General features: G+C 72.9%; 21 protein-coding genes. 13 read left to right on the top strand and 8 right to left on the bottom strand.

The genetic code is table 11. The features are described from left to right. Window positions 1-49: 49 nt before the first annotated feature. The 3 genes from IE207_RS03940 to IE207_RS03950 form a co-directional block, all read right to left on the bottom strand. Complete coding sequence (locus IE207_RS03940) at window positions 50-3,835, bottom strand: ABC transporter ATP-binding protein (protein ID WP_190182541.1); 3,786 nt, start codon at window positions 3,833-3,835, stop codon at window positions 50-52. 133 nt (window positions 3,836-3,968) lie between these two features. After that, window positions 3,969-5,012 (bottom strand): MBL fold metallo-hydrolase, encoded by a 1,044-nt coding sequence (locus tag IE207_RS03945; RefSeq protein ID WP_190182542.1) that lies wholly within the window; start codon window positions 5,010-5,012, stop codon window positions 3,969-3,971. Window positions 5,013-5,124: 112 nt separating this feature from the next. Then, window positions 5,125-5,886, bottom strand: a complete 762-nt coding sequence (locus IE207_RS03950) for a GntR family transcriptional regulator (RefSeq protein WP_190182543.1) — start codon at window positions 5,884-5,886, stop codon at window positions 5,125-5,127. A 157-nt stretch (window positions 5,887-6,043) separates the two neighbouring features. Between IE207_RS03950 and IE207_RS03955 the strand changes: the two genes are divergently transcribed. Beyond that, the gene (locus IE207_RS03955) at window positions 6,044-6,478 is read left to right on the top strand and encodes an ATP-binding protein (RefSeq protein ID WP_190182544.1); all 435 of its coding nucleotides are present in this window, start codon (window positions 6,044-6,046) and stop codon (window positions 6,476-6,478) included. Between the two features lie 26 nt (window positions 6,479-6,504). On the opposite strand, the gene IE207_RS03960 is transcribed toward IE207_RS03955, so the two are convergent. Next, window positions 6,505-8,172, bottom strand: a complete 1,668-nt coding sequence (locus IE207_RS03960) for a thiamine pyrophosphate-binding protein (protein ID WP_190182545.1) — start codon at window positions 8,170-8,172, stop codon at window positions 6,505-6,507. Between the two features lie 5 nt (window positions 8,173-8,177). Beyond that, window positions 8,178-9,140, bottom strand: coding sequence for an agmatinase (gene speB, locus IE207_RS03965; protein ID WP_030013156.1), 963 nt, complete (start codon window positions 9,138-9,140; stop codon window positions 8,178-8,180). A 110-nt stretch (window positions 9,141-9,250) separates the two neighbouring features. On the opposite strand from speB, the gene IE207_RS03970 reads away from it, so the two are divergent. The 5 genes from IE207_RS03970 (at window position 9,251) to IE207_RS03990 (ending at window position 14,428) form a co-directional block, all read left to right on the top strand. Continuing rightward, the gene (locus tag IE207_RS03970; RefSeq protein ID WP_190182546.1) at window positions 9,251-10,870 is read left to right on the top strand and encodes a helix-turn-helix domain-containing protein; all 1,620 of its coding nucleotides are present in this window, start codon (window positions 9,251-9,253) and stop codon (window positions 10,868-10,870) included. 103 nt (window positions 10,871-10,973) lie between these two features. After that, a complete protein-coding gene (locus IE207_RS03975) occupies window positions 10,974-12,131 on the top strand; it encodes an acyl-CoA dehydrogenase family protein (RefSeq protein ID WP_190182547.1) in 1,158 nt (385 codons plus the stop codon). A 17-nt stretch (window positions 12,132-12,148) separates the two neighbouring features. Further along, the gene (locus IE207_RS03980) at window positions 12,149-13,027 is read left to right on the top strand and encodes an acyl-CoA thioesterase (RefSeq protein ID WP_190182548.1); all 879 of its coding nucleotides are present in this window, start codon (window positions 12,149-12,151) and stop codon (window positions 13,025-13,027) included. Between the two features lie 19 nt (window positions 13,028-13,046). Further along, window positions 13,047-14,036, top strand: coding sequence for a cation diffusion facilitator family transporter (locus tag IE207_RS03985; protein WP_190182549.1), 990 nt, complete (start codon window positions 13,047-13,049; stop codon window positions 14,034-14,036). Between the two features lie 47 nt (window positions 14,037-14,083). Next, a complete protein-coding gene (locus IE207_RS03990; protein WP_190182550.1) occupies window positions 14,084-14,428 on the top strand; it encodes a VOC family protein in 345 nt (114 codons plus the stop codon). Here IE207_RS03990 and IE207_RS03995 read toward each other — a convergent pair. Then, a complete protein-coding gene (locus tag IE207_RS03995; protein ID WP_190182551.1) occupies window positions 14,418-14,897 on the bottom strand; it encodes a MarR family winged helix-turn-helix transcriptional regulator in 480 nt (159 codons plus the stop codon). The two genes, IE207_RS03990 and IE207_RS03995, sit on opposite strands and share 11 nt — an antisense overlap. Before the next feature lie 100 nt (window positions 14,898-14,997). Between IE207_RS03995 and IE207_RS04000 the strand changes: the two genes are divergently transcribed. After that, window positions 14,998-15,843, top strand: a complete 846-nt coding sequence (locus tag IE207_RS04000) for an SDR family NAD(P)-dependent oxidoreductase (RefSeq protein ID WP_190182552.1) — start codon at window positions 14,998-15,000, stop codon at window positions 15,841-15,843. Window positions 15,844-15,943: 100 nt separating this feature from the next. Here IE207_RS04000 and IE207_RS04005 read toward each other — a convergent pair whose 3' ends face one another. Next, a complete protein-coding gene (locus tag IE207_RS04005; protein ID WP_373304661.1) occupies window positions 15,944-16,777 on the bottom strand; it encodes a phosphatase in 834 nt (277 codons plus the stop codon). Between the two features lie 56 nt (window positions 16,778-16,833). Beyond that, complete coding sequence (locus IE207_RS04010; protein WP_190182554.1) at window positions 16,834-17,412, bottom strand: SACE_7040 family transcriptional regulator; 579 nt, start codon at window positions 17,410-17,412, stop codon at window positions 16,834-16,836. Between the two features lie 112 nt (window positions 17,413-17,524). Between IE207_RS04010 and IE207_RS04015 the strand changes: the two genes are divergently transcribed. The 6 genes from IE207_RS04015 to IE207_RS04040 all read left to right on the top strand — a co-directional run bounded on the left by IE207_RS04015 (window position 17,525) and on the right by IE207_RS04040 (window position 25,564). Beyond that, window positions 17,525-19,156 (top strand): carboxyl transferase domain-containing protein, encoded by a 1,632-nt coding sequence (locus IE207_RS04015; RefSeq protein ID WP_190182555.1) that lies wholly within the window; start codon window positions 17,525-17,527, stop codon window positions 19,154-19,156. 16 nt (window positions 19,157-19,172) lie between these two features. Continuing rightward, a complete protein-coding gene (locus IE207_RS04020; RefSeq protein WP_190182556.1) occupies window positions 19,173-21,272 on the top strand; it encodes an acetyl-CoA carboxylase biotin carboxylase subunit in 2,100 nt (699 codons plus the stop codon). A gap of 11 nt (window positions 21,273-21,283) precedes the next feature. After that, window positions 21,284-22,201 (top strand): hydroxymethylglutaryl-CoA lyase, encoded by a 918-nt coding sequence (locus tag IE207_RS04025; RefSeq protein WP_190182786.1) that lies wholly within the window; start codon window positions 21,284-21,286, stop codon window positions 22,199-22,201. A 7-nt stretch (window positions 22,202-22,208) separates the two neighbouring features. Next, window positions 22,209-23,369: an acyl-CoA dehydrogenase family protein gene (locus tag IE207_RS04030; RefSeq protein WP_190182557.1), complete on the top strand. Its 1,161-nt coding sequence runs from the start codon at window positions 22,209-22,211 to the stop codon at window positions 23,367-23,369. 148 nt (window positions 23,370-23,517) lie between these two features. Beyond that, window positions 23,518-24,558, top strand: coding sequence for an ABC transporter substrate-binding protein (locus IE207_RS04035; RefSeq protein ID WP_190182558.1), 1,041 nt, complete (start codon window positions 23,518-23,520; stop codon window positions 24,556-24,558). 52 nt (window positions 24,559-24,610) lie between these two features. Then, window positions 24,611-25,564, top strand: coding sequence for a siderophore-interacting protein (locus IE207_RS04040; RefSeq protein ID WP_190182559.1), 954 nt, complete (start codon window positions 24,611-24,613; stop codon window positions 25,562-25,564). Window positions 25,565-25,633: the final 69 nt, after the last annotated feature.

Here is a 25,633-nt window from a genome sequence, read left to right on the forward strand (position 1 = left end):
ATCCGGCCGGCGGCCTCGGGCCGACTCCGGCCGGCCCGCACGCGTCGGCTCAGGCGGCGGCCCGCTCGTCCTCTCCCGCGAAGGTCCGCCACAGCTCGGCGTACCGGCCGCCGCGCGCCAGCAGTTCGGCGTGCGTACCGTCTTCCACGACCACGCCGCGGTCGAGGACCACCACCCGGTCGGCGCGGGCGGCGGTCGTCAGGCGGTGGGCGACGACGAGGGTGGTGCGCTTGCCCGCGAGCCGGTCGGTGGCCAGGTTGACCTGCGCCTCGGTGGCCAGGTCGAGGGCGGCCGTCGCCTCGTCCAGCAGCAGGACGTCCGGGTCCACGAGTTCGGCGCGGGCCAGCGCGATCAGCTGGCGCTGGCCCGCCGAGAGGTTGCGTCCCCGCTCGGCGACGGTGTGCAGGTAGCCGCCGTCGAGGGTGGCGACCATGTCGTGGGCGCCGACCGCGCGGGCGGCGGCCTCCACTTCGGCGTCGCTCGCCTCGGGCCGCCCGTAGGCGATGGCGTCACGGACCGTCCCCGGGAAGAGGTAGGCCTCCTGGGGGACGACGCCCAGCCTGTGGCGGTAGGCCGTCAGGTCCAGCTCCCGCAGGTCCGCGCCGTCGGCGGTGACCCGGCCGGAGGTGGGGTCGTAGAACCGGGCCACCAGCTTGACCAGCGTGGACTTTCCGGCGCCGGTCTCACCGACGAACGCGACGGTCTGTCCGGCCGGTATCCGCAGGCTTATTCCGGCCAGGGCCTCGCCCTTCTCGCCGCGCTCCTCGGCCGTGCCGTAGGCGAAGCGCACGTCCTCGAAGGCGACCTCGCCGCGCAGCTCCGCCACCGGTCGCGGATCGGCGGGCCGGGGGGTGGTGGTCGGCTCGCGCAGCAGGTCCTGGATCCGGCCGAGGGAGACGGTCGCCTGCTGGTACCCGTCGAAGACCTGGGAGAGCTGCTGGACGGGCGCGAAGAACAGGTCGATGTAGAGCAGGTACGCGACGAGCGCGCCCGTGGTGAGCGTCATGGCTTCCACCCGGCCCGCGCCGACGATCAGCACGGCGGCCGCGGCGCCCGAGGACAGCAGCTGTACGAAGGGGAAGTAGACGGATATCAGCCACTGGCCGCGGACCCGGGCCTGGCGGTAGGAGTCGCTGCGCCCGGCGAAGCGGACGGCGCCGTCGCCCTCGCGGCGGAAGGCCTGGACGATGCGCAGCCCGGCCACGGACTCCTGGAGGTCGGCGTTGACGCCGCTGACCCGGTCGCGGGCGAGTTCGTACGCGGCGACGGACTTGCGGCGGAAGACGATGGTGCCGACGACCAGCAGGGGCAGGGTGGCGAAGACGATCAGCGCCAGTTCCACGTCCAGGACGAGCAGGGCGATCAGGATGCCGAAGAAGGTGAAGACGGAGACGACGGCGGTGACCAGACCGGTCTGGAGGAAGCTGGAGAGCGCGTCCACGTCGGTGGTCATCCGGGTCATGATCTTGCCGGTGAGTTCGCGCTCGTAGTAGTCGAGCCCGAGGCGCTGGAGCTGGGCGAAGATCTTGACGCGCAGCGCGTACAGCACGCGCTCACCGGTCCTGCCGGTCATCCGGGTCTCGGCGAACTGCGCGGCCCACTGCCCGATGACGACGGCCAGGGCCAGCCCCGCGGCCACCCAGACCGCTCCGAGCGCGGCCTGTTCGACGCCCTTGTCGATGCCGTGCCGGATCAGGATCGGCAGCAGCAGCCCGGAGCCCGCGTCGACGGCGACGAGGCCGAGACTGATGGCGAGCGGTGCCCAGAACCCGCGGAGCAGCCGGCGCAGGCCGTAGCTGTCCTCGGCGGCCGCGGCCCGGTCCTCGTCGACGTTGGGCAGGTCGTCGGCGGGCGGCAGCGCGGCGACCTGTGCGAGCAGCTCCGGGGTGGCGGGGCTGCCGGCGACGTTCGCGGGGTTGTCCTCCGCTTCGTCCTGGCGGCGCCAGAGCTCGGGGGTGATCCCGCCGGAGACGCGGCGCTTGGCATTGACCGGCTCCGAGTCGATCTCCGCCTCGATCTCGATGTCCCGTTCGAGGTCGCGCTCGAACTCGGCCATCGCGGCGGCCTCGGGGACGCGCGGCGAGGCGGCGCCGAGGGCTTCGGGGTCGGTCAGCAGCCTGCGGTAGAGGGGCGAACGGCGTTCGAGCTCTTCGTGGGTGCCGATGTCGCTGAGCCGCCCGTGGTCGAGTACGGCGATCCGGTCGGCCAGCGCGAGGGTGGAGCGGCGGTGCGCGATGAGGAGGGTGGTGCGACCGGCCATGACGGCGCGCAGGGCCTCGTGGATCTCGTGCTCGACGCGCGCGTCGACGGCGGAGGTGGCGTCGTCCAACAGGAGCAGCCGGGGGTCGGTGAGGAGGGCGCGGGCGAGCGCGATGCGCTGGCGCTGGCCGCCGGACAGGGTCAGGCCCTGCTCGCCGACCGTGGTGTCGTAGCCGGCGGGCAGGGCCTCGATGAACCCCTCGGCCTGGGCGGCGCGGGCGGCGGCCCGTATCTGCTCCTCGTCGGCCCCGGGGTGTCCGTAGGCGATGTTGGCGCGGATCGAGTCGGAGAAGAGGAACGAGTCCTCGGGCACCAGGCCGATCGCGCCGCGCAGGGAGGCGTACGTCAGCTCGCGCACGTCGTGCCCGCCGACGCGGACGGCGCCCCGGTCCGCGTCGTAGAAGCGGGGCAAGAGCAGCGAGACGGTGGACTTGCCGCTGCCGGAGGAGCCGACGAGGGCGACGGTCTCGCCCTCCTCGATCCGCAGCGAGAACCCGTCGAGGACGGGCCGCTCGGGGTCGTAGCCGAAGCGGACGTCCTCGAACTCGACGGTGGCGGGCGCGTCGGCGGGCAGTTCCGTCGTGCCCTCCGCGATCACCGGCTCGGTGTCGATCAGCTCGAAGACGCGCTCGACGCCGGCGCGGGCCTGCTGTCCGACGGTGAGCACCATGGCGAGCATGCGGACGGGGCCGACGAGCTGGGCGAGGTAGGTCGAGAAGGCGACGAAGGTGCCGAGGGTGACCTGGCCGCGGGTGGCCATCCAGCCGCCGAGGGCCAGCATCGCGACCTGTCCGAGCGCGGGCACGGCCTGGAGGGCGGGGGTGTACTTCGAGTTGAGCCGGATGGCCCGCATCCGCCCCCCGAACAGGCGGCGGCCGGCTTCGCGGAGCTTGCCGGTCTCCTGCTCCTCCTGCCCGAAGCCCTTCACGACGCGGACGCCGGTCACGGCCCCGTCGACGACGCCCGCGACGGCGGCGGCCTGGCTCTGCGCGTACCAGGTGGCGGGGAACAGCTTCTTGCGGCTGCGCTTGGCGATGTACCAGAGCGCGGGGGCCATGAGGAGGGCGACGAGGGTCAGCAGCGGGGACAGCGCCAGCATGATGCCGAGGGATATCCCGAAGAGCAGGAAGTTCCCGATGGTCATCGGGAGCATGAAGAGCAGGCCCTGGATCAGCTGGAGGTCGCTGGTGGCCCGGCCGACGACCTGGCCGGTGGACAGCTCGTCCTGGCGGCGGCCGTCGAGGCGGGTGATGGTGGCGTACATCTCGGTGCGCAGGTCGTGCTGGACGTCGAGGGCGAGGCGCCCGCCGTAGTACCTGCGTATGTAGGTGAGCACGTACACCAGGAGGGCGGCACCGATGAGCATGGCGGCCCAGGGGCCCATGGGCTTGCTCTTGTCACCGATGACGTCGTCGATGATGGTGCGGGTGACGAGCGGGACGAGCGCCATGACGGCCATGCCGGCCAGCGAGGACCCGAGCGCGAGCAGCACGTTCGCCTTGTACCGCCAGGTGTACGCGGCCAGCCGCCTGCCCCAGCCCTGTTCTGAGCCTGCTTCCGTCTCCGCCGCCGCCACGTCGAGCCTCCCCGTCGATCCTGTCCTGCCGGAAGCGGCAACGCCCCGACCGGCGGATTTCATCCCGCTGCAACAATCGAACAGGGCTCCGCGCGGGGGCGCCGGGCGGCGTGGGCCGTTGGGGGGACCGCGTCTAGGCGGGGGCGGGGTTCGCGGTCGAGGGCCGGGACCAGGGCGCGTCGACGCCGTCGGACTGCGGCCGGAGCCCTAGTTCGCGGAGCTGGTTGACCGCCATCATGGCCGCGAAGAGGGCGTTCGGGTTGGCGCCGGTGACGCCCAGTTCGGCGAAGGCGTCCGCGTAACGGGTGGTGAACTCGCCGGGCCGGACCTGCGGGCTGTCCCCGGTCAGGCGCAGGGCCGCCCGCTGGAGGGCGGTGGCCTGCTCCAGCAGGCCGTCCAGGTGGGACACCGCCTCGGCGCCGCCGCGTACGGCGAAGGTATGGCCGTCGGTGAGGAGTGCGGCTTCCGACTGCTCGAAGAGGAGGGCGACGGAACCGAGCGCGCTCTGGATCTTGAGCTGGTCGGCGTCGGCCATCGCGCCGCAGGCTCCGTTGCCCTCGTCGGAGAGGTGGAGGACGCCGTTGTCCCTCAGGTGCACGATGACGTGCCCGGCGGTGTGGCCCTCGCTGCGCAGCACGCGGACCGCGCCGTCGGCGAAGGTCCAGCCGGTGAACCGCACCGGCCCGATCCGGATCCGCTCCGGCGGACGTTCCTCGTAGGTCCGGGTCGTGGCGCCGAAGGGGCGCATGGGCCGGAAGAGTGACACCACCCGGGCCGCCAGCGCGGGCGCGGGCAGCGGCGCCATGGCGGCGATGCGCTCGAAGGACCGCGTCCAGTACGACACGGGGTCCCGCATTTGGTCGAGGTCCCGGGCGGGGACGTAGTGCTCGGCCGGCACGTCCAGCTCGTCGGCCAGGTCGTTGTTGGCGACGTGGTCGACATGACCGTGCGTGGTCAGCACCAGCGCCCTCGACCAGCGCCCGACCCGGTCCGCCGCCTCGCGCAGTGCGGCGCGGAAGGCGGGCGTGACACCGGTGTCGACGATGACCAGGGTGTCGCCGGCCCGGTGGACGAGGGCGTTGGCGACGTCGGGCTGATCGTGTTCGAGATCCAGTTCCTGTCCGAGGACCAGGACGGTCCGCTCGTCGATCTCGATCAGGTCACCGAGCGCGGTCATCGGCCCTCCCGCGGTCTCGTCGGGTCCTACCGCCGAGCGTACGCCGCCCGGAGCATCCCGACCGGCCGGCGGCCGGGGGCCTGCCCGCCGCGGCGCAGCCGGCCGGATACCGCTACGGCGCGTCGAACTCGTACTCCAGGACGTAGGCGGAGGCGTCGAGGACCATCTCGTTGACCTCCACGACCCGCCCGTCGGCGGCGAAGGCGGTACGGCAGACCAGTACGACGGGGGTTCCGGCCCCGAGACCGAGCCGCGCGGCCTCATCCGGGCTCGGCATCCGTGAGCGGACCTCCTCGCGGAACCGGGTGGGGCCGACGCCGAGCTCGGCGAGCCGGGCGTAGATCCCGCCCGGGCCGGTGTCGGGCTCGGTGACGGGGGTGCCGGCGACGAGGTCGGCATCCAGGTACGAGGTCGCGAGCATGACGGCCTTCCCGTCGAGCAGGAACCTCCGCCGACGCACGCATGCCGCCGTGCCTTCCGTGAGCCCGAGCACCCCGGCGACGGCCTCGGGCGCCGCCTCTTCGGTGACGCCGAGCAGCTCGACCTCCGGTTCGCGGTCCTCGGTGTCGGCCGCCCAGATCGACCGACCCCCACCCCACACGTCGGTGCCCAGCCGCTGGATGCCGCGTCGCCGGATGAGCCGGAACTCCCGGACGAAGACGCCCGCGCCCTTCCGCGCTTCGATCAGGCCCTCGGACCGGAGCACGCCGAGCGCTTGCCGCGCGGTCATCCGCGCGACTCCGTAAGTGACCATCAGGTCGTTCTCGCCGGGCAGCCGGTCCCCCGGACCGTATTCGCCGGACTCGATGGCCGCCTTCAGCGCGGCAGCGATGTGCTGGTATTTGGGCTGCCGTACAGCGCCGTCTCTCGGCATGCGGTCCTCCCTGATCATCTCTAGTCATCCTAGGCATGCCCTCGCACGGCGGAGACAGCACGTTGGTCCGACAGGCCGCCTGAACACATCTCTAGAGATCCGCTTGACGGCAGACTCGCCGGAGCGCTTCACTGGTCATCTCTAGAGAGGTGGTGCCATGGCGATTGCTCATGCCGACGAGTACTTCTGGATCGTGCCGCGCGGCCACCGGGCCCCGGGCAGGGCCCGGGCCCTGCTGCGCGAGCGGCTGAGGGTGTGGCGCGTGGACCCGGACACCGCCGACGCCGCCGAATTGGTGGTCTCCGAGCTGGTGACGAACGCCCTGAGGCACTCCGGCGCGCCGCAGGGGAGAGGCATCGGAGTCCGGCTCGCCCGGCGGAAGGGCGGGGTGCGCGTCGAGGTGTCCGACGCCGGAGCCGTCGTCGACCTCGCGCCGCAGGTCACCACGGAGTGCGACGAGCGGGGCCGCGGGCTCGCGATCGTCGCGGCGCTGGCCGAGCGCTGGGGGTGCCTGCCCAGGCCGCATGGCATCGGGAAGGCAGTCTGGGCGGAGGTCGGACCCTCCTCGCAGGAGGGGTCAGCCTCATGGTGAGCCCCCGCAGCAGAGAGACCGGGGGTTCACAGGTGGGTCGGGGCGAACATCTTCAACGTCGTCGGGAGGACCAGGACCGAGGGGCCCGGGGAGGTGAGGGCCGTGGTCAGGTCTTCGCGGAGGGTGGCCGCCGAGGTGGTCGCGGCCGGGACACCGAACGAGGCGGCCAGGGCCACGAAGTCCGGGCCGGTCAGGTCCGTACCCGTCGCGCAGCCGTACTCGCGCAGGATCCCGTAGCCGCCGTCGTCCACGATCAACCAGGTCACGTCCAGCCCGTGCTGCTTCGCGGTGGCCAGTTCCGCGATCGAGTACATCGCGCCGCCGTCGCCCGAGACGGCCAGCACCGGGGTGCCCGGTTCGGCGACGCACGCGCCGAGGGCCGCCGGGAAGGCGTAGCCCAGGCCGCCCGCGCCCTGCGCCGAGTGCATGGTGTTGGGGTGCTTCGCGTCGAAGGCGGACCAGGCCCAGTAGGACAGGATCGTCATGTCCCAGAACGACGGCGAACGCGGCGGCAGGGCCGACCTGATGGAGGCCAGCAACTCCTGCTCCAGCGCCACGTCCTGCTCGGCGAGGCGGGCGCCGATCTCGTCCAGGACCATCCGGACGCGGGCGGGCGCCGAGGGGTCCTCGCGTTCGGACACCGTCTCCAGCAGGGCCTGGAGCGCCAGCCGGGCGTCCGCGTGGATGCCGAGGCCCGCGTGGTTGGACTCCAGCTTCCCGAGGTCCGCCTCGATCTGGATGACCCGGCCCTCGGGGAAGAACGTGTGGTAGTTCGAGGACAGCTCGCCGAGGCCGGAGCCGACGATCAGCAGTACGTCCGCGTCCTCCAGGAAGTCCGTCATGTGGCGGTCCTCCAGCCAGGACTGGAGGGACAGCGGGTGGGTCCAGGGGAAGGCGCCCTTGCCGCCGAAGGTGGTGACCACGGGCGCGTCCAGGCGTTCCGCGAGCTGCTTGAGCTTGCCTGCGGCGTCCGCACGGATCACACCGCCGCCCGCGATGATCACCGGGCGGGAGGCGTTCGAGAGCCAGTGGGCGGCGACGGCCGTCAGCTCCGGGCGCGGGACCAGCTCGTGCGGGGTCGCGTCCACGCCCGTGACCTGCGGGACCAACGTCTCCGCGCGGAGGACGTCCTCCGGGATCTCCACCCAGACCGGGCCGTGCGGGGTGGTGAGCGCCGACTCCCAGGCCTCCGCGATGACGGACGGGATCTGCGACGGGGTGCGCGCGGTGTGGACCGACTTGACCACGTCCCGGAAGGAGGCGGACTGGTCGCGCAGCTCGTGCAGGTGGCCCCGACGGCCTCCGCCCAGACCCGGGGACGGGACCTGGGAGGAGATCGCGAGGACCGGTGCCGAGGCCGCCGCGGCTTCGGCCAGCGCCGGCAGGGCCATCAGCGCGCCCGGGCCGGTGGACAGCAGCAGCGGGACGGCCTCGCCGGTGAGCCGGCCGTACGCGTCGGCCGCGAACCCGGCGTTGTTCTCCGTACGCAGCGCCACCAGCCGCAGGTCGGAGCGGCCCACCGCGTCGAAGACGGCCAGGGCGTGCTGCCCGGGCAGGCCGAACACGGTGGTAGCGCCGAGGGAGCGCAGCGTTTCCACGACCAGGTCCCCGCCCGTCCGCCCGGGCGGCGGCGCGAGCGCGGCCGCCGTCTGGGCTTCGGTGGGACGGAGTACCAGGTCGTGGTCGTGCGTCACGTCGGTTACTTGCCCTTCGCCTGCGCGATCTGTCGCGACATGATCGTGGTCAGCTCGTACGCGGTGTGCGAGGCCGCGACCGAGGTGATCTCGGCGTGATCGTACGCCGGGGCGACCTCGACCACGTCGGCGGAGACCAGGTTGCAGGACGACAGGCCCCGGATGATCTCCAGCAGCTCGCGGGAGGTCATGCCGCCCGCCTCCGGCGTGCCGGTGCCGGGCGCGTGCGCCGGGTCCAGGACGTCGATGTCGATGGAGATGTACAGCGGGCGGTCGCCGATGCGCTGGCGCAGCTGGTCCGCGACCTCGTCGGCGCCGCGCCGGTAGACGTCCGCCGAGGTGACGATGCCGAAGCCCATCTTGGCGTCGTCGTCCAGGTCCTGCTTGCCGTAGAGCGGGCCGCGCGTACCGACGTGGCTGAGCGCCTCGGTGTCGAGGATGCCCTCCTCCACGGCGCGGCGGAACGGGGTGCCGTGCGTGTACTCGGCGCCGAAGTAGGTGTCCCAGGTGTCGAGGTGGGCGTCGAAGTGCAGCAGTGCGACCGGGCCGTGCTTCTTGGCGACCGAGCGGAGCAGCGGCAGCGCGATGGTGTGGTCTCCGCCCAGGGTCATCAGGCGGGACCCGGCGCCGAGCAGCTCGTCGGCGGCGGCCTCGACCGTCTCGACGGCCTCGTTGATGTTGAAGGGGTTCACGGCGATGTCACCGGCGTCCGCGACCTGGGCGAGCGCGAACGGGGAGGCGTCCTGGGCCGGGTTGTACGGGCGCAGCAGGCGCGAGGCCTCGCGGATGGCGTTGCCGCCGAAGCGGGCACCCGGGCGGTAGGAGACACCGGAGTCGAACGGGACGCCGACGACGGCCACGTCGGCCGAGCCGACCTCGTCCAGGCGCGGCAGCCGGGCGAAGGTCGCCGGGCCCGCGTAGCGCGGGATGCGGGAGGAGTCGACGGGTCCGCGCGGCTGCGTGCTCATGGGGGTGCCTTCCGGAGGGGGTGTGCGGTCCTTCGAGCGTAAGGGGACACCCCGGGGTCGCGAAGTGTACGTTTCATCCATCAGGCGTTCCCCCTATGTACGGAGTAGCCATGCCGGAACAGCCGCCGACTCCGGGTGTCGCGCTCTCCGCCCTGCTCGCCGACCGGGAGCTGGGACTGCGCGGGCTGCACGTGGCCGGGGCGGCCGCCGGGCACGCCGACGTCCACGCCGTGCACGCCTCGGAGATGGCCGACCCGTCGCCGTACCTGCTGGGCGGGGAACTGCTGCTCACCGCCGGAGCGCAGCTGGGGCCGGACGCCGACGGGTACGTGGCCCGGCTCGTCGCGGCGGGCGCGGCGGCGCTCGGCTTCGGGGTGGCGCCGGTGTACGAGGAGGTGCCGCCGGCTCTGGTGGCGGCGTGTGCGCGGCACGGGCTGCCGCTGCTGGAGGTCCCGCCGGGGACCCCGTTCACCGCGGTCGCCCGTACCGTGTGGCGACTGATGGCGGAAGCCCGCACGCGTGAGTTGCGCCGGGTCACCGAGGCGCAGCAGGCCCTCGCCGCGGCCGCCGCCCGGCCGGAGCCGGTCCCGGCGGTGCTGCGCCGGCTCGCGGCGAGCCTGGGCGGCCGGGTCGTCCTGCTGCGCGGCGGCCCGGGCGGCGGCGCCGGGGCCGGGGAAGCGGGCCGCGAGGTGCCGCCCGGGGCGGCGGCCGCGCTGGAGGCGCTGCTCGCGCGGGTCGCCGCCCCGGGTGGCCCGGCGACGGCGACGGACTCCGCGGCGGGGTGGCAGCTGTCCGCGTACGCCCTGGGCGGCACCCGGACCCCGAGCGGCACCCCGGGCCCGAGCACCCCCGGCCCCGGCGGCCCCGCGCCCAGCGGCACCCTCCGCCCGGCCGGCACCCCCGGCCCCGGCGCCCCCGGCGGCCCCGGCGCCCCCGCTCCGAGCGGCACCCCGGACCCGAACCCCGCCCCGAGGGCCGATCCGGGCCCCGCCCCCCGCCCGGGGCCCGCTCCCGCCCCCGTCCTCGGCGTCGCCGTCCCGGAGCGCACCCCCGGGGACCACGCCATCACCGCCATCGCGGCCGTCCTGCTGGGCCTGCTCACCACGCACCGCCCGGCCGCCGCCGAGGCCGCCGCGCTGACCCGGCTGCTGCTGGACGGGGACCCGGCCCAAGCCCTGGCCGCCGGGCCCTGGCAGGTGGTCCACGCCCGCGGCGCGGGGGACCCGCAGGCCCTCGCGGGCGCGCTGGGCACCGTGCTCCTGGACGCGCACGGCCCGGCGCTGCGCCTCCTCACCGACCGGGACCCCGCCCCGCAGCCGGGGTGGCGCCTCGGGGTCAGCGCGCCCGCCGGGCCCGCGGCACTGCCGGCGGCCGACACCCAGGCCCGCCGCGCCCTGGAACGCGCCGAGGCGGCCCGGACCCCGCTGGTCCGGCACTCCGACGCCGGCCTGCCCGGCCTCCTGGACCCGGCGGAGGCCCGCGCTCACGCCGAGGCCCTGCTCGCGCCGCTCACCCCGGCCCAGGCGGCCACCCTGCGCGGCTGGCTGGCCCACCACGGCAGCTGGGACCGCAGCGCCGCCGCCCTCGGCGTCCACCGCAACACGGTCCGCCAGCGCATCGCCCGCTGCGCCGCCCTCCTCGGCCGTGACCTCGATGACCCGGACACGCGCATGGAACTGTGGTTCGCGCTACGTACCCTGGACAGCGGGGACAACTCGCCGGTAACTTAATCTGAGCAAGCGCTTAGACGTAAGCCATCAATCGAGCAACCACGACGGCGCGCAACCACCTCCGCGAGAGCGGCGGCGGGTTAGCCGCAGAGGGAGGCCGGCCGTGCGCCGTACCGTTTTCAACGAGGACCACGAGGCGTTCCGCGAGACCATCCGCGCCTTCATCGAGGCCGAGGTCGTCCCCGTCTACGACGAGTGGTTCGCCGCCGGCCAGGCGCCCCGCGAGTTCTACTACAAGCTCGGTGATCTCGGCGTCTTCGGCATCAACGTGCCCGAGGAGTTCGGCGGCGCGGGCCTGGACACCCACAAGTTCGAGGCCGTCCTGTACGAGGAGACCTCGCGCGCGGGCGTCAACTTCGGCGGCTCCGGCGTGCACGTGCTGCTCGCCCTGCCCTACATCAAGATGCTGGCCGGCGACGAGCAGAAGAAGCGCTACCTGCCGAAGTTCGTCACCGGCGAGGAGATGTGGGCCCTCGCGATGACCGAGCCCGGCACCGGCTCCGACGTCGCGGGCATGAAGACCACCGCCAAGCTCTCCGAGGACGGCACCCACTACGTCCTGAACGGCGCCAAGACCTTCATCACCGGTGGCGTGCACGCCGACCGCGTGATCGTCTGCGCCCGCACCTCCGCCCCGCGCGAGGACGACCGCCGCTTCGGCATCTCCCTCTTCGCCGTGGACACCAAGTCCGAGGGCTACTCCGTCGGCCGCAAGCTGGACAAGCTGGGCCTGCGCACCTCCGACACCGCCGAGCTCGCGTTCGTCGACGTCAAGGTGCCGGTCGAGGACCTGCTCGGCGAGGAGAACAAGGGCTTCTACTACCTCGGCGCCAACCTGCCCTCCGAGCGTTGGGGCATCGCCTTCGGCGCCTACGCGCAGGCCAAGGCCGCCATACGCTTCGCCCAGCAGTACGTGACGGAGCGCACCGTCTTCGGCAAGCCGGTCGCGCACTTCCAGAACACCAAGTTCGAACTGGCCGCCTGCCAGGCCGAGGTCGACGCGGCCGAGGCCGTCGCCGACCGCGCGCTGGAGGCCCTGGACGCCGGCGAGCTGACGGCCGCCGAGGCCGCCTCCGCGAAGCTGTTCTGCACCGAGGTCGCGCACCGCGTCATCGACAAGTGCCTCCAGCTGCACGGCGGGTACGGCTACATGAACGAGTACCCGATCGCCCGTCTGTACGCCGACAACCGCGTGAACCGCATCTACGGCGGCACCAGCGAGGTCATGAAGTCCATCATCGCCAAGTCCATGGGCCTGTAGGGACTCAGTCCCAGTCCATGAACGAGGCACTGACGACACTCCTCGATCTGCTCGACCTGGAGCAGATCGAGGAGGACATCTTCCGCGGTACCAGCCGTACGTCGCTGGTACCGCGGGTCTTCGGCGGTCAGGTCGCGGCCCAGGCGCTGGTCGCGGCCGGCCGTACCGTGCCCGCGGACCGCACCGCGCACTCGCTGCACTCCTACTTCCTGCGCGCCGGTGACCCCGGCGCGCCCATCGTGTACTCGGTCGACCGGATCCGCGACGGGCGCTCCTTCACCACCCGCCGGGTCGTCGCCGTCCAGCACGGGCAGCCGATCTTCCACCTCTCCGCGTCCTTCCAGACGTACGAGGACGGGCTCGACCACCAGGCCGTGATGCCGGACGCGCCCGACCCGGAGACCCTGCCGACGGCCGCCGAGTCGCTCCCCCTCTACCGGGAGGTCTTCCGCGACCCGGGCACGGTGGAGCGGCTGATCGACGCCCGCGGCGCGGTGGACCTGCGGTACGCGACGACTCCCCCGTGGGGCTCGGTCGGGCAGCCGCGGGAGCCGCGCTCGCAGGTGTGGTTCCGTACGGCCGACAAGCTCGACTCCGACGACCCGCTGCTGCACACCTGCCTGGCCACGTACGTCTCCGACATGACGCTCCTCGACGCGGTGCTGCTCGCGCACGGCCGGGGCGGCTGGGCCGTCGGCGACGTCGTGGGCGCCTCCCTGGACCACGCGATGTGGTTCCACCGGCCCTTCCGCGCCGACGAGTGGCTGCTGTACGACCAGGAGTCGCCCTCGGCGGCGGCGGGGCGGGGCCTGGGCCAGGCCCGGATCTGGACCCAGGACGGCCGGCTGGCCGTGACGGTCATCCAGGAGGGTGTCGTACGCGTCCCGCGGCGGTAGTCGCGTCTACCGTCGCCGCATGGCCTCACCACCACCCGGAGCGTCGGGCGCACCGCGAGCAGCGACCGAAGCGGCGGAGTCCGAGAGCGTCGGGACGGTCGTCGTCGCGGTCGTCACCAACCTGGGGATCGCCGCCGCCAAGGTGGTCGGCGGGATCATCAGCGGATCCAGCGCGATGCTGTCGGAGGCCGCGCACTCGGTGGCCGACACCGTCACCGAGGTACTTCTGCTGACGGCGCTGAAACGCAGCGCACGGCCGGCCGACGAGGCGCACCCGCTGGGGTACGGGCCGGAGCGTTACATCTGGGCGCTGCTCGCCTCGATCGCGACCTTCGTCGGCGGCGCGGTCTTCGCGGTGTACGACGGCATCCACACGCTGCTGCACGGCGAGGACCCGGGCGATCCGACGGTGTCGTACGTCATCCTCGCGGTCGCCTTCCTGCTGGAGGGGTACTCGCTGCTCGTGGCCTGGCGGCAGGTGCGCGGCGAGGCGGCGCGGATGCGGGCGCCTCTTCGGCGGTACGTCAAGCACACCCCGGACACGGCGGTGAAGGCCGTCCTGCTGGAGAACGCGGCCGCGCTCATCGGTCTGGTCCTGGCGGCCGGCGGGCTGCTGGGGGCGCAGCTGACGGGTTCGGGGACGTACGACGGCGTGGCGTCGTTGCTGATCGGGCTGCTGCTCGTGTGGGTGGCGTGGGAGCTGGGCCGCTCGAACGCGCAGTACCTCATCGGGCGGCCCCTGCCGGCGACGACCCGCGCGGAGGTGCGCGAGGAACTGCTCTCGGTGCCGCACATCGAGGCCGTGCTGGAGCTGACCACGCTGGTGCAGGGGCCGCACGAGGTGCTCATCGCGGCGAAGATCGACTTCCATGACCTGGCTTCGGCCCGGCAGGTGGAGGCGGCGTGCGAGGACGCGGAGTCGCAGCTGCGCGAGCGCTGGCCGTCGATCCGCCGCGTGTACCTGGACCCGACGCCGCCCCCGGCCGGACCGTCCGCCCGGCCGTCGTAGGTGGATCCGTGGGCGGGTCCGCCAGCCGGTCCATACACTCGGGCACCATGCGCGGACACTTGCGGCAGGTCGTCGTGGACTGTCACGAGCCGAGGGAACTGGTCCGCTTCTGGGCCCGCCTCCTCGGCGGGGAACCGGTCGACCGTGGCCGCGGCTGGTCGCACGTCGAGCTGTCCGGCTCCGTGCGGCTCGCCTTCCAGCCTGTTCCCGAGACCAAGGCCGTCAAGAACCGCCTGCACCTCGACGTGGCGGTCGACGACGTCGAGGCCGCCGCCCGGGAGGCGGTGGGGCTGGGCGCACGCCGCCTGGGCGCAGTGGTGACCGACGACCAGGGCTGCTTCCAGGCCATGCTCGACCCGGAGGGCAACGAATTCTGCTTCGTCAGCCCTTGAGCCGGTCGCGGGCTGCCGGACGGGACTTGAGCTTGGCCCAGATCCCTGCCAGGGCGGCGATGTCCGCATCGTCCAGCAGGTCGTCGAAGACCTCGGCGAGGACCTCGCGGCGGGTTGCGTCGGCCTCCTCGAAGGCACGGTGGCCCGCTTCGGTGAGCGCGATCCGGACCGAACGGGCGTCGGTCGGGGACGGTATCCGCTCGACCAGGCCGCGGGTTTGGAGGGAGTCCACCACCCGGGAGACCTGGCTGCGGCTGAGCAGGGTCACGGCGCCCAGCTCGGAGGCGGCGACCGGTTCCTTCTGCGCGCGCAGCCACAGCATCACCTCGAACCACGACAGCGGCAGGTCGTGGCGGCGCGCGAGCGCCTGGTCCACGCGGGCGCTGAGCGTGGAGCCCGCCCATACGAGGCCGTAGAAGGCGTGGTCGCGGGGGGTGAAGTCACCCGGGGTGAGGTTGTTCTGCGCCATGGGGCAAGCCTACCGGGAGGAAGGTTGCGTGCACACGCACACAAAGCTAATGTGTGTGTGCACACGCACTTACGATCCCGCGCTCAATCAGGAGTTCCTCATGGCCAAGACCGTCCTCATCACCGGCACCTCCTCCGGCATCGGCCTGGCCGCCGCGGTCGGCGCCGCCCGGGCCGGCTGGCACGCCGTGGCGACGATGCGCGACACGGGCCGGGCGGACGCCCTGCTGGAGGCCGCCCGTGAGGCCGGCGTCGCCGACCGGGTCCAGGTCAAGCGGCTGGACGTGACCGACGCCGCTTCGGTGGCCACCTGCGTGTCAGAGGTCGTCGCCGAGCACGGGCACCTCGACGCGATCGTGAACAACGCGGGCGCCGGCTTCGTCGGCACCATCGAGCAGCACGGCATGGAGCAGGTCCGGTCGGTCATGGAGGTCAACTTCTTCGGCGTCGTCGAGCTCACCCGCGTCGCGCTCCCCCACCTGCGCGCGTCGGGCGGCCGGGTCATCACGGTCACGAGCATCGGCGGCGTGGTCGGGCAGCCCTTCAACGAGTCGTACTGCGCGGCCAAGTTCGCCGTCGAGGGCTTCATGGAGTCCCTCGCCCCGGTCGCCGCGAGCACCGGAGTCCAGGTGGCCGTGGTCGAACCGGGCGCCGTCACCAGCGAGTTCGTGAACAACGTACGGCTCGACGTACCGGCCATGCTCGCCCAGGCCGGGCCGTACGCCCCGGCGCTCCGGGGCTACGTCGACCACGCCCTCAAGTCCTTCGGCAGCGACAACGCCCAGACCTCGGAGCAGGCGGCGGCGCCCGTGGTCGACGCCCTGACCGCCGACCGGATGCCGTTCCGGATCCAGACCTCCGACTGGGCCCGCGACTTCGTCGCCGTCAAGCTCACGGACCTCGACGGCTCGGCCGTCCAGACCGAGATGACCGGCTGGCTCGGCTAGTGCCGCGACCGGGAATGTCCACCGGGCCGCGACGCCCGGCAAACCTTCCCGGCCACAGCACCGGACGGCCCGGCCCCGGCCCCGCGGGGCCCGGGTACCGTCAGCGCAGGCCCGCCGCCGCCAGCAGGTACGCCACCATCGGGTCGTAGTAGCGCGGGTCGCGGACGTGGTCGTCCAGCGGTACCGCCACCTGGAGGGTGCCCTCCGCCTCACCGAGGAACAGCGCGGGGTCGTTGCAGTCCGCGTACCCCACCGCGTCCAGCCCCCGCTGCGCCGCGCAGCCCGCCCAGCCGTGGTCGGCCACGACCAGGTCCGGCAGGGGGCGCCCCGCGGCCTCCAGGCCGTCCAGGATCGCCGCCATCGGAGCCGGGGAGTGGGTGTGCCACAGCGTGGCCCCGCGCTCCAGTACGGCCACGTCCGCGAACTGCCACACCGAGCCCTCGTCGGCCGTCAGCCCCGGCGGGACCACCACGATCTCGCAGCCCGCGTCGCGCAGCGCGGCCGCCGTCGCCCGGTGCACGTCCAGGAGGCCGCCCGGGTGACCGGTGGCCAGCAGGACCCGCTGGCGGTCCAGCGCCGCCTTGCGCAGCCGCGCCGCCATCCGGTCCAGGGCGGCGACGGTCAGTTCCGGGTCGATGGTGTCCTGGCCGTACCGGTGCTCCGCGTCGTCCACCACCCCGCACCGCTCGGCCATGACGGCCAGGACGTCCTGCTCGTCCGTCCAGCGGTCGCCGAGTTCCAGGCCGAGCCAGTAGTGCCGGTCGCCGTTGGCGAGCTTGCGGTAGTGGGAGAGGTTGTTCTCGCGCGCCGTCGCCACGTCACCCGCGATCCGCGTACGGACCAGGTGGTCGATGAGTTCGGTACGGCTCGGCGTTGCCACGGGCTGGGCGGGCGTCCCGGCGGGCGTCTGTATCGGCTTCGGCATACGGTTCATTGTGCCGCCGCCCCGCCGGAGCCGTCTGTTCCATTCCGACCAGCGGACACCGCGTGTCACCCCGACAGCGCCCCGAAGGCCCCGTCGGCCAGCCTCCTCAGCAGCGACTCGGTCGCCTCCCGGCCGAGGGCCGCCAGGTGCGGGGTGGAGTTCAGCAGGCCGAACACGGCGTGCACGCAGACCCGCACCTCCGATTCGCCCACCTGTGGGTGGAGCTGCCGCACGACCTCCACCCACAGCTCGACGTACTGCCGCTGGAGCTGGCGCACGAGCTTGCGGTCGGCGTCGCGCAGCCGGTCGAGCTCGCGGTCGTGGAGGGTGATCAGCGCGCGGTCGTCGAGCGCGAAGTCGATGTGGCCCTCCACGAGGGAGGCCAGCACCGCCGCCGGATCCCCGGCCGCCTCCTCGGCCCGGCGCCGGCCCCCGGTCAGGAGGCGTTCGCTGATCCCGACGAGCAGCTCGGCGAGCATCGCGTCCTTGCCCGCGAAGTGGCGGTACAGGCCGGGTCCGCTGATGCCCACCGCGGCCCCTATCTCGTCCACGCCGACGCCGTGGAACCCGCGCTCGGCGAAGAGGCGGGCGGCCTCACTGAGGATCTGCTCGCGACGGGTGGGGGCGGCCGCTCTGGTGCTCATGGGAATCCATTCTAGACAGGGCCGTTAGCGCTCGTTAACCTAGGCCCCACAAGCGTTAACGCTCATTAACAGCGTGACCGGTTTACGTGGACCGAGCAAGGGAGCTCGACCGATGCAGCAGGCACCAGTGCTGACGAGCGCCGCGGACCCGGCGTCCGAGGCCTGGCGGACCAACGAGGCCGCCCACCGGGAACTCGCCGAGGGCCTGCGCGCCCGGCTGGAAGCGGCCCGCCTCGGCGGCGGCGACAAGGCCCGCGCCCGCCACACCGCCCGGGGCAAGCTGCTCCCGCGCGACCGCGTGGACACCCTCCTCGACCCGGGTTCCCCCTTCCTGGAGCTGGCCCCGCTGGCCGCCGAGGGCATGTACGGGGGCGCGGCCCCGGCCGCCGGCGTCATCGCGGGCATCGGCCGGGTCAGCGGCCGCGAGTGCGTCATCGTCGCGAACGACGCCACCGTCAAGGGCGGCACGTACTACCCGATGACCGTCAAGAAGCACCTGCGCGCGCAGGAGGTGGCGCTGGAGAACCGTCTCCCCTGCCTCTACCTGGTCGACTCGGGCGGCGCCTTCCTCCCCATGCAGGACGAGGTCTTCCCCGACCGGGACCACTTCGGCCGCATCTTCTACAACCAGGCCCGCATGTCCGGCGCCGGCATCCCGCAGATCGCCGCCGTCCTCGGCTCCTGCACCGCGGGCGGCGCGTACGTACCGGCCATGAGCGACGAGGCCGTCATCGTCCGCGGCCAGGGCACCATCTTCCTGGGCGGCCCGCCGCTGGTGAAGGCCGCCACCGGCGAGGTCGTCACGGCGGAGGAGCTCGGCGGCGGCGAGGTCCACTCCCGGACCTCCGGCGTCACCGACCACCTCGCGGAGGACGACGCGCACGCGCTGCGGATCGTGCGCACCATCGTGGCGACCCTGCCCGCGCGCGGGGCCCTGCCCTGGTCGGTCGAGGCGCCGGAAGAGCCGAAGGTGGACCCGTACGGGCTGTACGGCGCGGTCCCCGTCGACTCCCGCACCCCCTACGACGCCCGCGAGGTCATCGCCCGGATCGTGGACGGCTCCCGCTTCCAGGAGTTCAAGGCGGAGTTCGGGCAGACGCTGGTCACCGGCTTCGCCCGGATCCACGGCCACCCCGTCGGCATCGTCGCCAACAACGGCATCCTCTTCTCCGAATCCGCGCAGAAGGGCGCCCACTTCATCGAGCTGTGCGACCAGCGCGGCATCCCGCTCCTGTTCCTCCAGAACATCTCGGGCTTCATGGTCGGCCGCGACTACGAGGCGGGCGGCATCGCCAAGCACGGCGCGAAGATGGTCACGGCGGTGGCCTGCACCCGGGTCCCGAAGCTGACCGTGGTCGTCGGCGGCTCGTACGGGGCCGGCAACTACTCGATGTGCGGCCGGGCGTACTCGCCGCGCTTCCTGTGGATGTGGCCCAACGCCAAGATTTCCGTGATGGGCGGCGAACAGGCCGCGTCCGTCCTCGCGACCGTCAAGCGCGACCAGATCGAGGGCGCGGGCCAGGAGTGGCCGGCCGAGGACGAGGAGGCCTTCAAGGCCCCGGTCCGCGCGCAGTACGAGGAACAGGGCAATGCCTACTACGCCACCGCCCGGCTGTGGGACGACGGGGTCATCGACCCCCTGGAGACCCGGCAGGTGCTGGGGCTGGCCCTGACCGCGTGCGCGAACGCCCCGCTGGGACAAAAGGACGAAGCACAGCGCGGCTTCGGCATCTTCCGTATGTGACGTGAGGACCTCACTGATGTTCAGCACTGTTCTGGTCGCCAACCGGGGCGAGATCGCGGTACGGGTCATCCGGACGCTGCGACAGCTCGGGATCCGCTCCGTGGCCGTCTTCAGCGACGCGGACGCGGACGCGCGTCACGTCCGGGAGGCCGACACGGCCGTCCGGATCGGCCCGGCGGCGGCCGCCGAAAGCTACCTGTCGGTGGAGCGGCTGCTCGACGCGGCCCGCCGCACCGGCGCCGAGGCGGTCCACCCGGGGTACGGCTTCCTCGCGGAGAACGCCGGGTTCGCGGCGGCCTGCGAGAAGGCGGGTCTGGTGTTCATCGGGCCGCCCGCGAGCGCGATCTCGCTGATGGGCGACAAGATCCGGGCGAAGGAGACGGTGAAGGCGGCCGGGGTCCCGGTCGTCCCCGGCTCATCGGGGAGCGGCCTGAGCGACGCCGAACTGGCCTCCGCCGCAGAGAAGATCGGCATGCCCGTGCTGCTCAAGCCGTCGGCGGGCGGCGGCGGCAAGGGCATGCGCCTGGTACGGGACGCGGACCTGCTCGGCGAGGAGATCGCGGCGGCCCGCCGCGAGGCGCGGTCCTCGTTCGGGGACGACACGCTGCTCGTCGAGCGGTGGGTGGACCGGCCGCGGCACATCGAGATCCAGGTGCTGGCGGACGCGCACGGCAACGTGGTGCACCTGGGCGAGCGGGAGTGCTCGCTGCAGCGGCGCCACCAGAAGGTCATCGAGGAGGCCCCCTCGGTCCTGCTGACGCCGCAGCTGCGGGCGTCGATGGGTGCGGCGGCGGTGGAGGCGGCCCGCTCCTGCGGGTACGTCGGCGCGGGCACGGTGGAGTTCATCGTGCCGGGCGGGGACCCGTCCTCGTACTACTTCATGGAGATGAACACCCGGCTCCAGGTGGAGCACCCGGTGACGGAGCTGATCACCGGGCTGGACCTGGTGGAGCAGCAGCTGCGGGTCGCCGCCGGCGAGCCGCTCGGCTTCGGCCAGGGCGACGTCACCCTGACGGGCCACGCGATCGAGGCCCGCGTCTGCGCGGAGGACCCGGCGCGGGGGTTCCTGCCGTCGGGCGGTACGGTGCTGGCGCTGTCGGAGCCGGCGGGCGGAGCGGTGCGGACGGACTCCGGGCTGGTGGCGGGGGTGGACACCGGCTCCACGTACGACCCGATGCTGTCGAAGGTGATCGCGTACGGCCCGGATCGGGCGGCGGCGTTGCGGGTGTTGCGGGGGGCGCTGGCGGAGACCGTGATCCTGGGTGTCCAGACCAATGCCGGTTTCCTGCGGAGGCTGTTGGCGCACCCCGATGTGGTGTCGGGCAACCTGGACACGGGCCTGGTGGAACGGGACCTGCCGTCCCTCCTGCCGGACGGCACCCCGCCGGAGGTCTACGCGGCGGCCGCGCTGCTGGCCGGCTCCGTCCCGGTATACCCGCACGCCGCGCCGAACGGTCCGGCGGGAGCCGGCGGCGCCGGCGCCTGGGTCGACCCGTTCGGGGCGGCCGACGGCTGGCGCCTCGGCGGCACCCCGGCCTGGACGGTCCACCACTTCCGCCTCCCGGGCCAGGAGCCGGTCGCGGTCCGCGCCCGCCCGTACGGCTCCGGGACGGAGCTGCTCCTCGTCCCCGCACACAACAGCGGCGCCGACCGGAATCAGGCGCGGGGTCCGGGGCTGAGCCCCGGTGCTCCGGCCCGCGGCCGGATCGTGGCCCGCACCGCCGGCACCGTCACCGTCGAACTCGACGGGGTCACCCACCGCTTCGCCCACGCCGCCTCCCCGGAGGGGACCTGGCTCGGCCGTGACGGCGACTCCTGGCACGTCCAGGCCCACGACCCCGTCGCCGCCGCCCTCACCGGCCGGGGCCACGCCGGTGCGGACACCCTCGCGGCCCCGATGCCCGGCACCGTCACCGTCGTCAAGGTCGCCGTCGGCGACCACGTCACCGCCGGTCAGAGCCTGCTCGTCGTCGAGGCGATGAAGATGGAGCACGTCATCTCCGCCCCGCACGCCGGCACCGTCACCGAACTCGACGTATCCCCCGGCACCACCGTCGCCATGGACCAGGTCCTGGCCGTCGTCACCCCGGACGAGGAAGAGGAGGAGGCGTCGTGAACGGGCTGCCCATGACCGTCCCGGCTCCCGGACTGCCGGCCCGCGTCCGCGTCCACGAGGTCGGCGCCCGCGACGGACTGCAGAACGAGCAGAGCGCCGTCCCGACCCCCGTCAAGGCCGAGTTCATCCACCGTCTGGCCGCGGCGGGGCTGACCACCATCGAGGCCACCAGCTTCGTCCACCCCAAGTGGGTGCCCCAGCTCGCCGACGCCGAGGAGCTGTTCCCCCTCCTCGCCGACGTCGACGCGGCCCTCCCCGTCCTCGTCCCCAACGAGCGCGGCCTCGACCGCGCGCTCGCCCTCGGCGCCACCCGCATCGCCGTCTTCGGTTCGGCCACCGAGACCTTCGCCGCCCGCAACCTCAACCGCACCGTCGCCGAGTCCCTCGCCATGTTCGAGCCCGTCGTGGCCCGCGCCAAGGAACACCGCGCCCACGTACGGGGGTACCTCTCCATGTGCTTCGGCGACCCCTGGGAGGGGGCCGTCCCGCTCCCCCAGGTCGTCCGCACCGCCAAGGCGCTGCTCGACCTCGGCTGCGACGAGCTCAGCCTCGGCGACACCATCGGTGTCGCCACGCCCGGCCACGTCCGGGCACTCCTGTGCGCCCTCAACGACGAGGGCGTCGCCACCGACCGGATCGGCGTGCACTTCCACGACACCTACGGCCAGGCGCTCTCCAACACCCTCGCCGCGCTCCTGCACGGCGTGACCACGGTCGACGCCTCCGCCGGCGGCCTCGGCGGCTGCCCGTACGCGAAGAGCGCCACCGGCAACCTCGCCACCGAGGACCTGGTGTGGATGCTCGACGGTCTCGGCATCGAGACCGGGGTCGATCTGGCCGCCCTCACCGCCACGAGCGTGTGGATGGCCGAGCAGTTGGGCCGGCCCAGCCCCTCCCGTACCGTCCGCGCCCTCTCCCACAAGGAGTAACGAAGACATGCCCCTCGACCACCGGCTCACCCCCGAGCACGAGGAACTCCGCCGCACCGTCGAGGAGTTCGCCCACGACGTCATCGCCCCCAAGATCGGCGACCTGTACGAGCGGCACGAGTTCCCGTACGAGATCGTCCGCGAGATGGGCCGGATGGGCCTGTTCGGCCTGCCCTTCCCCGAGGAGTACGGCGGCATGGGCGGTGACTACCTCGCCCTCGGCATCGCCCTGGAGGAGCTGGCCCGCGTCGACTCCTCTGTCGCCATCACCCTGGAGGCCGGGGTCTCCCTCGGCGCCATGCCGATCTTCCTGTTCGGCACCGAGGAGCAGAAGCAGGAGTGGCTGCCGCGGATGTGCTCCGGTGAGATCCTCGGCGCCTTCGGCCTGACGGAGCCGGGTGCGGGCTCGGACGCGGGCGGCAGCCGCACCACCGCCGTCAAGGACGGCGACGAGTGGGTGATCAACGGCTCGAAGTGCTTCATCACCAACTCCGGTACGGACATCACCGGCCTGGTCACCGTCACCGCCGTCACCGGGCGCAAGGCGGACGGCCGCCCGGAGATCTCCTCGATCATCGTCCCGTCCGGCACCCCGGGCTTCACGGTCGCGGCGCCGTACTCCAAGGTCGGCTGGAACTCCTCCGACACCCGTGAGCTGGCCTTCGACAACGTACGGGTGCCGCTCGCCAACCTGGTGGGCGAGGAGGGCCGCGGCTACGCCCAGTTCCTGCGCATCCTGGACGAGGGGCGCGTGGCCATCTCGGCGCTCGCCACCGGCCTGGCGCAGGGCTGTGTGGACGAGTCGGTGAAGTACGCGAAGGAGCGGCAGGCGTTCGGCCGGCCGATCGGGGACAACCAGGCCATCCAGTTCAAGCTGGCCGACATGGAGATGCGCGCCCACATGGCCCGCGTGGGCTGGCGGGACGCGGCTTCGCGGCTGGTGGCGGGCGAGCCGTTCAAGAAGGAGGCGGCGATCGCGAAGCTGTACTCCTCCACGGTCGCCGTCGACAACGCCCGGGAGGCCACTCAGATCCACGGCGGCTACGGGTTCATGAACGAGTACCCGGTGGCACGGATGTGGCGTGACTCCAAGATCCTGGAGATCGGCGAGGGCACGAGCGAGGTGCAGCGCATGCTCATCGCACGCGAACTGGGCTTCGGGGGCTGAGAGTCGGTCCGTTCGCGCACGCGTGCAGGTCAGGGGGCCCGACGTAAGTGAGGGCCCCCTTACCCATCCTGGCAAGGTTAGGCTAACCTTCCTTGGAACGGCCTGAGCGGCCGCCCGGCACGCACCACGCACGAAAGCGGACATCGACATGCCCAAGTCCCGGACCTCCCCCTTCACCCGCCGCGGCCTCATCGCCGCGGGCGGCGCCCTCGGCCTCGTCGCGGCGCTCTCCGCCTGCGGCGGCGCCGACAAGGCCAAGGACGGGGCGGGCGAATCGGGCAAGGGCGCCGCGGCTTCCGGTCCCTGGAGCTTCAAGGACGACCTGGGCAAGGAAGTCACCGCCAAGTCGACGCCGAAGAACATCGTCGCGTTCACCGGCACCGCGGCCGCGCTGTCCGACTACGGCGTCAAGGTGAAGGGCGTCTTCGGCCCGACCAAGACCGCCGACGGCAAGCCCGACGTCCAGGCCGGCACGATGGACATCTCCAAGGTCGAGATCCTGGGCAACGTCTACGACGAGTTCAACGTCGAGAAGTACGCGGCCCTCAGGCCCGACCTGCTCGTCACCAACACCTGGGACGGCAGCTACTGGTACGTCCCCGAGGCCTCCAAGGACAAGATCCTCAAGCTGGCCCCGGCCGCCGCGGTCTCGGTGGGCGGCGACGCCACCCTGGACAAGTCGCTGGAGCGCACGGCCGACCTCGCCAAGTCCCTGGGCGCCGACATGAACTCCAAAGCCACGGTCGACGCGAAGGCCCGCTTCGAGGCCGCCTCCGCCAAGGTCCGCGAGGCCACCAAGGCCAACCCGGGCATCAAGGTGCTGGTCGGCTCCGGCGCCGCCGACCTGTTCTACGTCTCCACCCCCAAGACCTCCGCCGACCTCAAGTACTTCGAGTCCCTCGGCGTCGAGTTCGTCATCCCGGAGAAGCTGGACCAGGGCGGCTTCTTCGAGAGCCTGAGCTGGGAGAACGCCGGCAAGTACAAGGCCGACGTCATCCTCCTCGACAACCGCACCGGCACCCTCCAGCCGGAGGAGCTCAAGGCGAAGCCGACCTGGGCCGAGCTGCCCGCCGTCAAGGCCGGCCAGGTCACTCCGCGCGTGACCGAGCCGATCTACTCGTACGACAAGTGCGCCAAGATCCTGGAAGACCTCGCGAAGGCGATCCAGAACGCCAAGAAGGTCAGCTGACCCGAGCTCCGCTCCGGCGCCGCCGGCCGACTCCCCGGGGGGAACCCACCGCATGACCGCCACCACCACCGCCGACGCCGGCACCCGCGCCCGCACGGGCGCCGGTACGGACGCCACCGAGACCACCGAGCCCGTCGCGGACTTCCGCTTCTTCGAGCTCGAAGTGCTCCGCACGCGCCGCCTCGGCCACTCGTTCCTGCGCGTCACCTTCGGCGGTGAGTCCCTCACCGGCTTCCGCTCGGGCGGCTACGACCAGAGCCTCTCGCTCTTCCTGCCGCCCCCGCACCGGGAGCGCACCGAGCTCCCCTCCACCGAGGAGGACACCTGGTTCGGCGCCTGGCGCGCCATGCCCGAAGCCGAGCGCCCGGTGATGCGTTCGTACACCGTGCGCGAGCAGCGGCGTACACCCGAGGGCGTGGACGAGGTCGACATCGACTTCGTCCTCCACGGGGACACGAGCCCCGCCTCCGCGTGGGCCGGGCGGGCGGTCACCGGCCGCCGGATCCTCGCGATCGGGCCGGCCGTCGCGCAGAACAAGTCCGTGCGGTTCCAGCCCCCGGCGGACACGGACCTCGTCCTGATGTACGCGGACGAGACCGCCCTGCCCGCAGCGGCCGCGATCTTGGGCCGGCTCCCCTCCGGCAGCCGCGTCAAGGCCTGGTTCGAGGTCCCGCACGAGGACGACCGGCTCACCCTGCCCTCCCCCGCGGACGCGGACATCACCTGGGTGGTGCGCGGCGCGGGCGCCGGCCGGGAGCGGACCGAACACCTGCTGGAGGTCGTCCGGGCTGCCGCACCGCCCGCCTGCGAAGCCCCGTACGTCTGGATCGCCGGGGAGGCCGGCACGATCCGCGCGGTACGCCGCCTCCTGGTGCGGGAACGCGGCGTCGACCGGCGCCGGGTGCGTTTCACCGGCTACTGGAGGCTCGGCGCGAGCGAGGAGGAACTCCTCGCCGAGGCGTACTCGGGCCGGGCTCCCAGCGAGGACCCCGGCGCGGAGCTGTAAGCCCGAACTTCCCCTGTACAGAGCTCATTTCGAAGGGCCCCGGCCGATCGGCCGGGGCCCTCTCCGTTT

Origin of the sequence: Streptomyces cirratus, assembly GCF_014650775.1 — a bacterium.
Lineage (GTDB): Bacteria > Actinomycetota > Actinomycetes > Streptomycetales > Streptomycetaceae > Streptomyces > Streptomyces cirratus.

Bases quoted from the DNA above. Each gene is read 5' to 3' on its own strand.
- speB (WP_030013156.1), bottom strand. From the start codon at position 9,140: ATGAGCACGCAGCCGCGCGGACCCGTCGACTCCTCCCGCATCCCGCGC.
- IE207_RS04015 (WP_190182555.1), top strand. From the start codon at position 17,525: ATGCAGCAGGCACCAGTGCTGACGAGCGCCGCGGACCCGGCGTCCGAG.
- IE207_RS03970 (WP_190182546.1), top strand. From the start codon at position 9,251: ATGCCGGAACAGCCGCCGACTCCGGGTGTCGCGCTCTCCGCCCTGCTC.
- IE207_RS04035 (WP_190182558.1), top strand. From the start codon at position 23,518: ATGCCCAAGTCCCGGACCTCCCCCTTCACCCGCCGCGGCCTCATCGCC.
- IE207_RS04025 (WP_190182786.1), top strand. From the start codon at position 21,284: ATGACCGTCCCGGCTCCCGGACTGCCGGCCCGCGTCCGCGTCCACGAG.
- IE207_RS04020 (WP_190182556.1), top strand. From the start codon at position 19,173: ATGTTCAGCACTGTTCTGGTCGCCAACCGGGGCGAGATCGCGGTACGG.
- IE207_RS04010 (WP_190182554.1), bottom strand. From the start codon at position 17,412: ATGAGCACCAGAGCGGCCGCCCCCACCCGTCGCGAGCAGATCCTCAGT.
- IE207_RS04000 (WP_190182552.1), top strand. From the start codon at position 14,998: ATGGCCAAGACCGTCCTCATCACCGGCACCTCCTCCGGCATCGGCCTG.
- IE207_RS03955 (WP_190182544.1), top strand. From the start codon at position 6,044: ATGGCGATTGCTCATGCCGACGAGTACTTCTGGATCGTGCCGCGCGGC.
- IE207_RS04030 (WP_190182557.1), top strand. From the start codon at position 22,209: ATGCCCCTCGACCACCGGCTCACCCCCGAGCACGAGGAACTCCGCCGC.
- IE207_RS03995 (WP_190182551.1), bottom strand. From the start codon at position 14,897: ATGGCGCAGAACAACCTCACCCCGGGTGACTTCACCCCCCGCGACCAC.
- IE207_RS04005 (WP_373304661.1), bottom strand. From the start codon at position 16,777: ATGAACCGTATGCCGAAGCCGATACAGACGCCCGCCGGGACGCCCGCC.
- IE207_RS03945 (WP_190182542.1), bottom strand. From the start codon at position 5,012: ATGACCGCGCTCGGTGACCTGATCGAGATCGACGAGCGGACCGTCCTG.
- IE207_RS03980 (WP_190182548.1), top strand. From the start codon at position 12,149: ATGAACGAGGCACTGACGACACTCCTCGATCTGCTCGACCTGGAGCAG.
- IE207_RS03950 (WP_190182543.1), bottom strand. From the start codon at position 5,886: ATGCCGAGAGACGGCGCTGTACGGCAGCCCAAATACCAGCACATCGCT.
- IE207_RS03990 (WP_190182550.1), top strand. From the start codon at position 14,084: ATGCGCGGACACTTGCGGCAGGTCGTCGTGGACTGTCACGAGCCGAGG.
- IE207_RS03985 (WP_190182549.1), top strand. From the start codon at position 13,047: ATGGCCTCACCACCACCCGGAGCGTCGGGCGCACCGCGAGCAGCGACC.
- IE207_RS04040 (WP_190182559.1), top strand. From the start codon at position 24,611: ATGACCGCCACCACCACCGCCGACGCCGGCACCCGCGCCCGCACGGGC.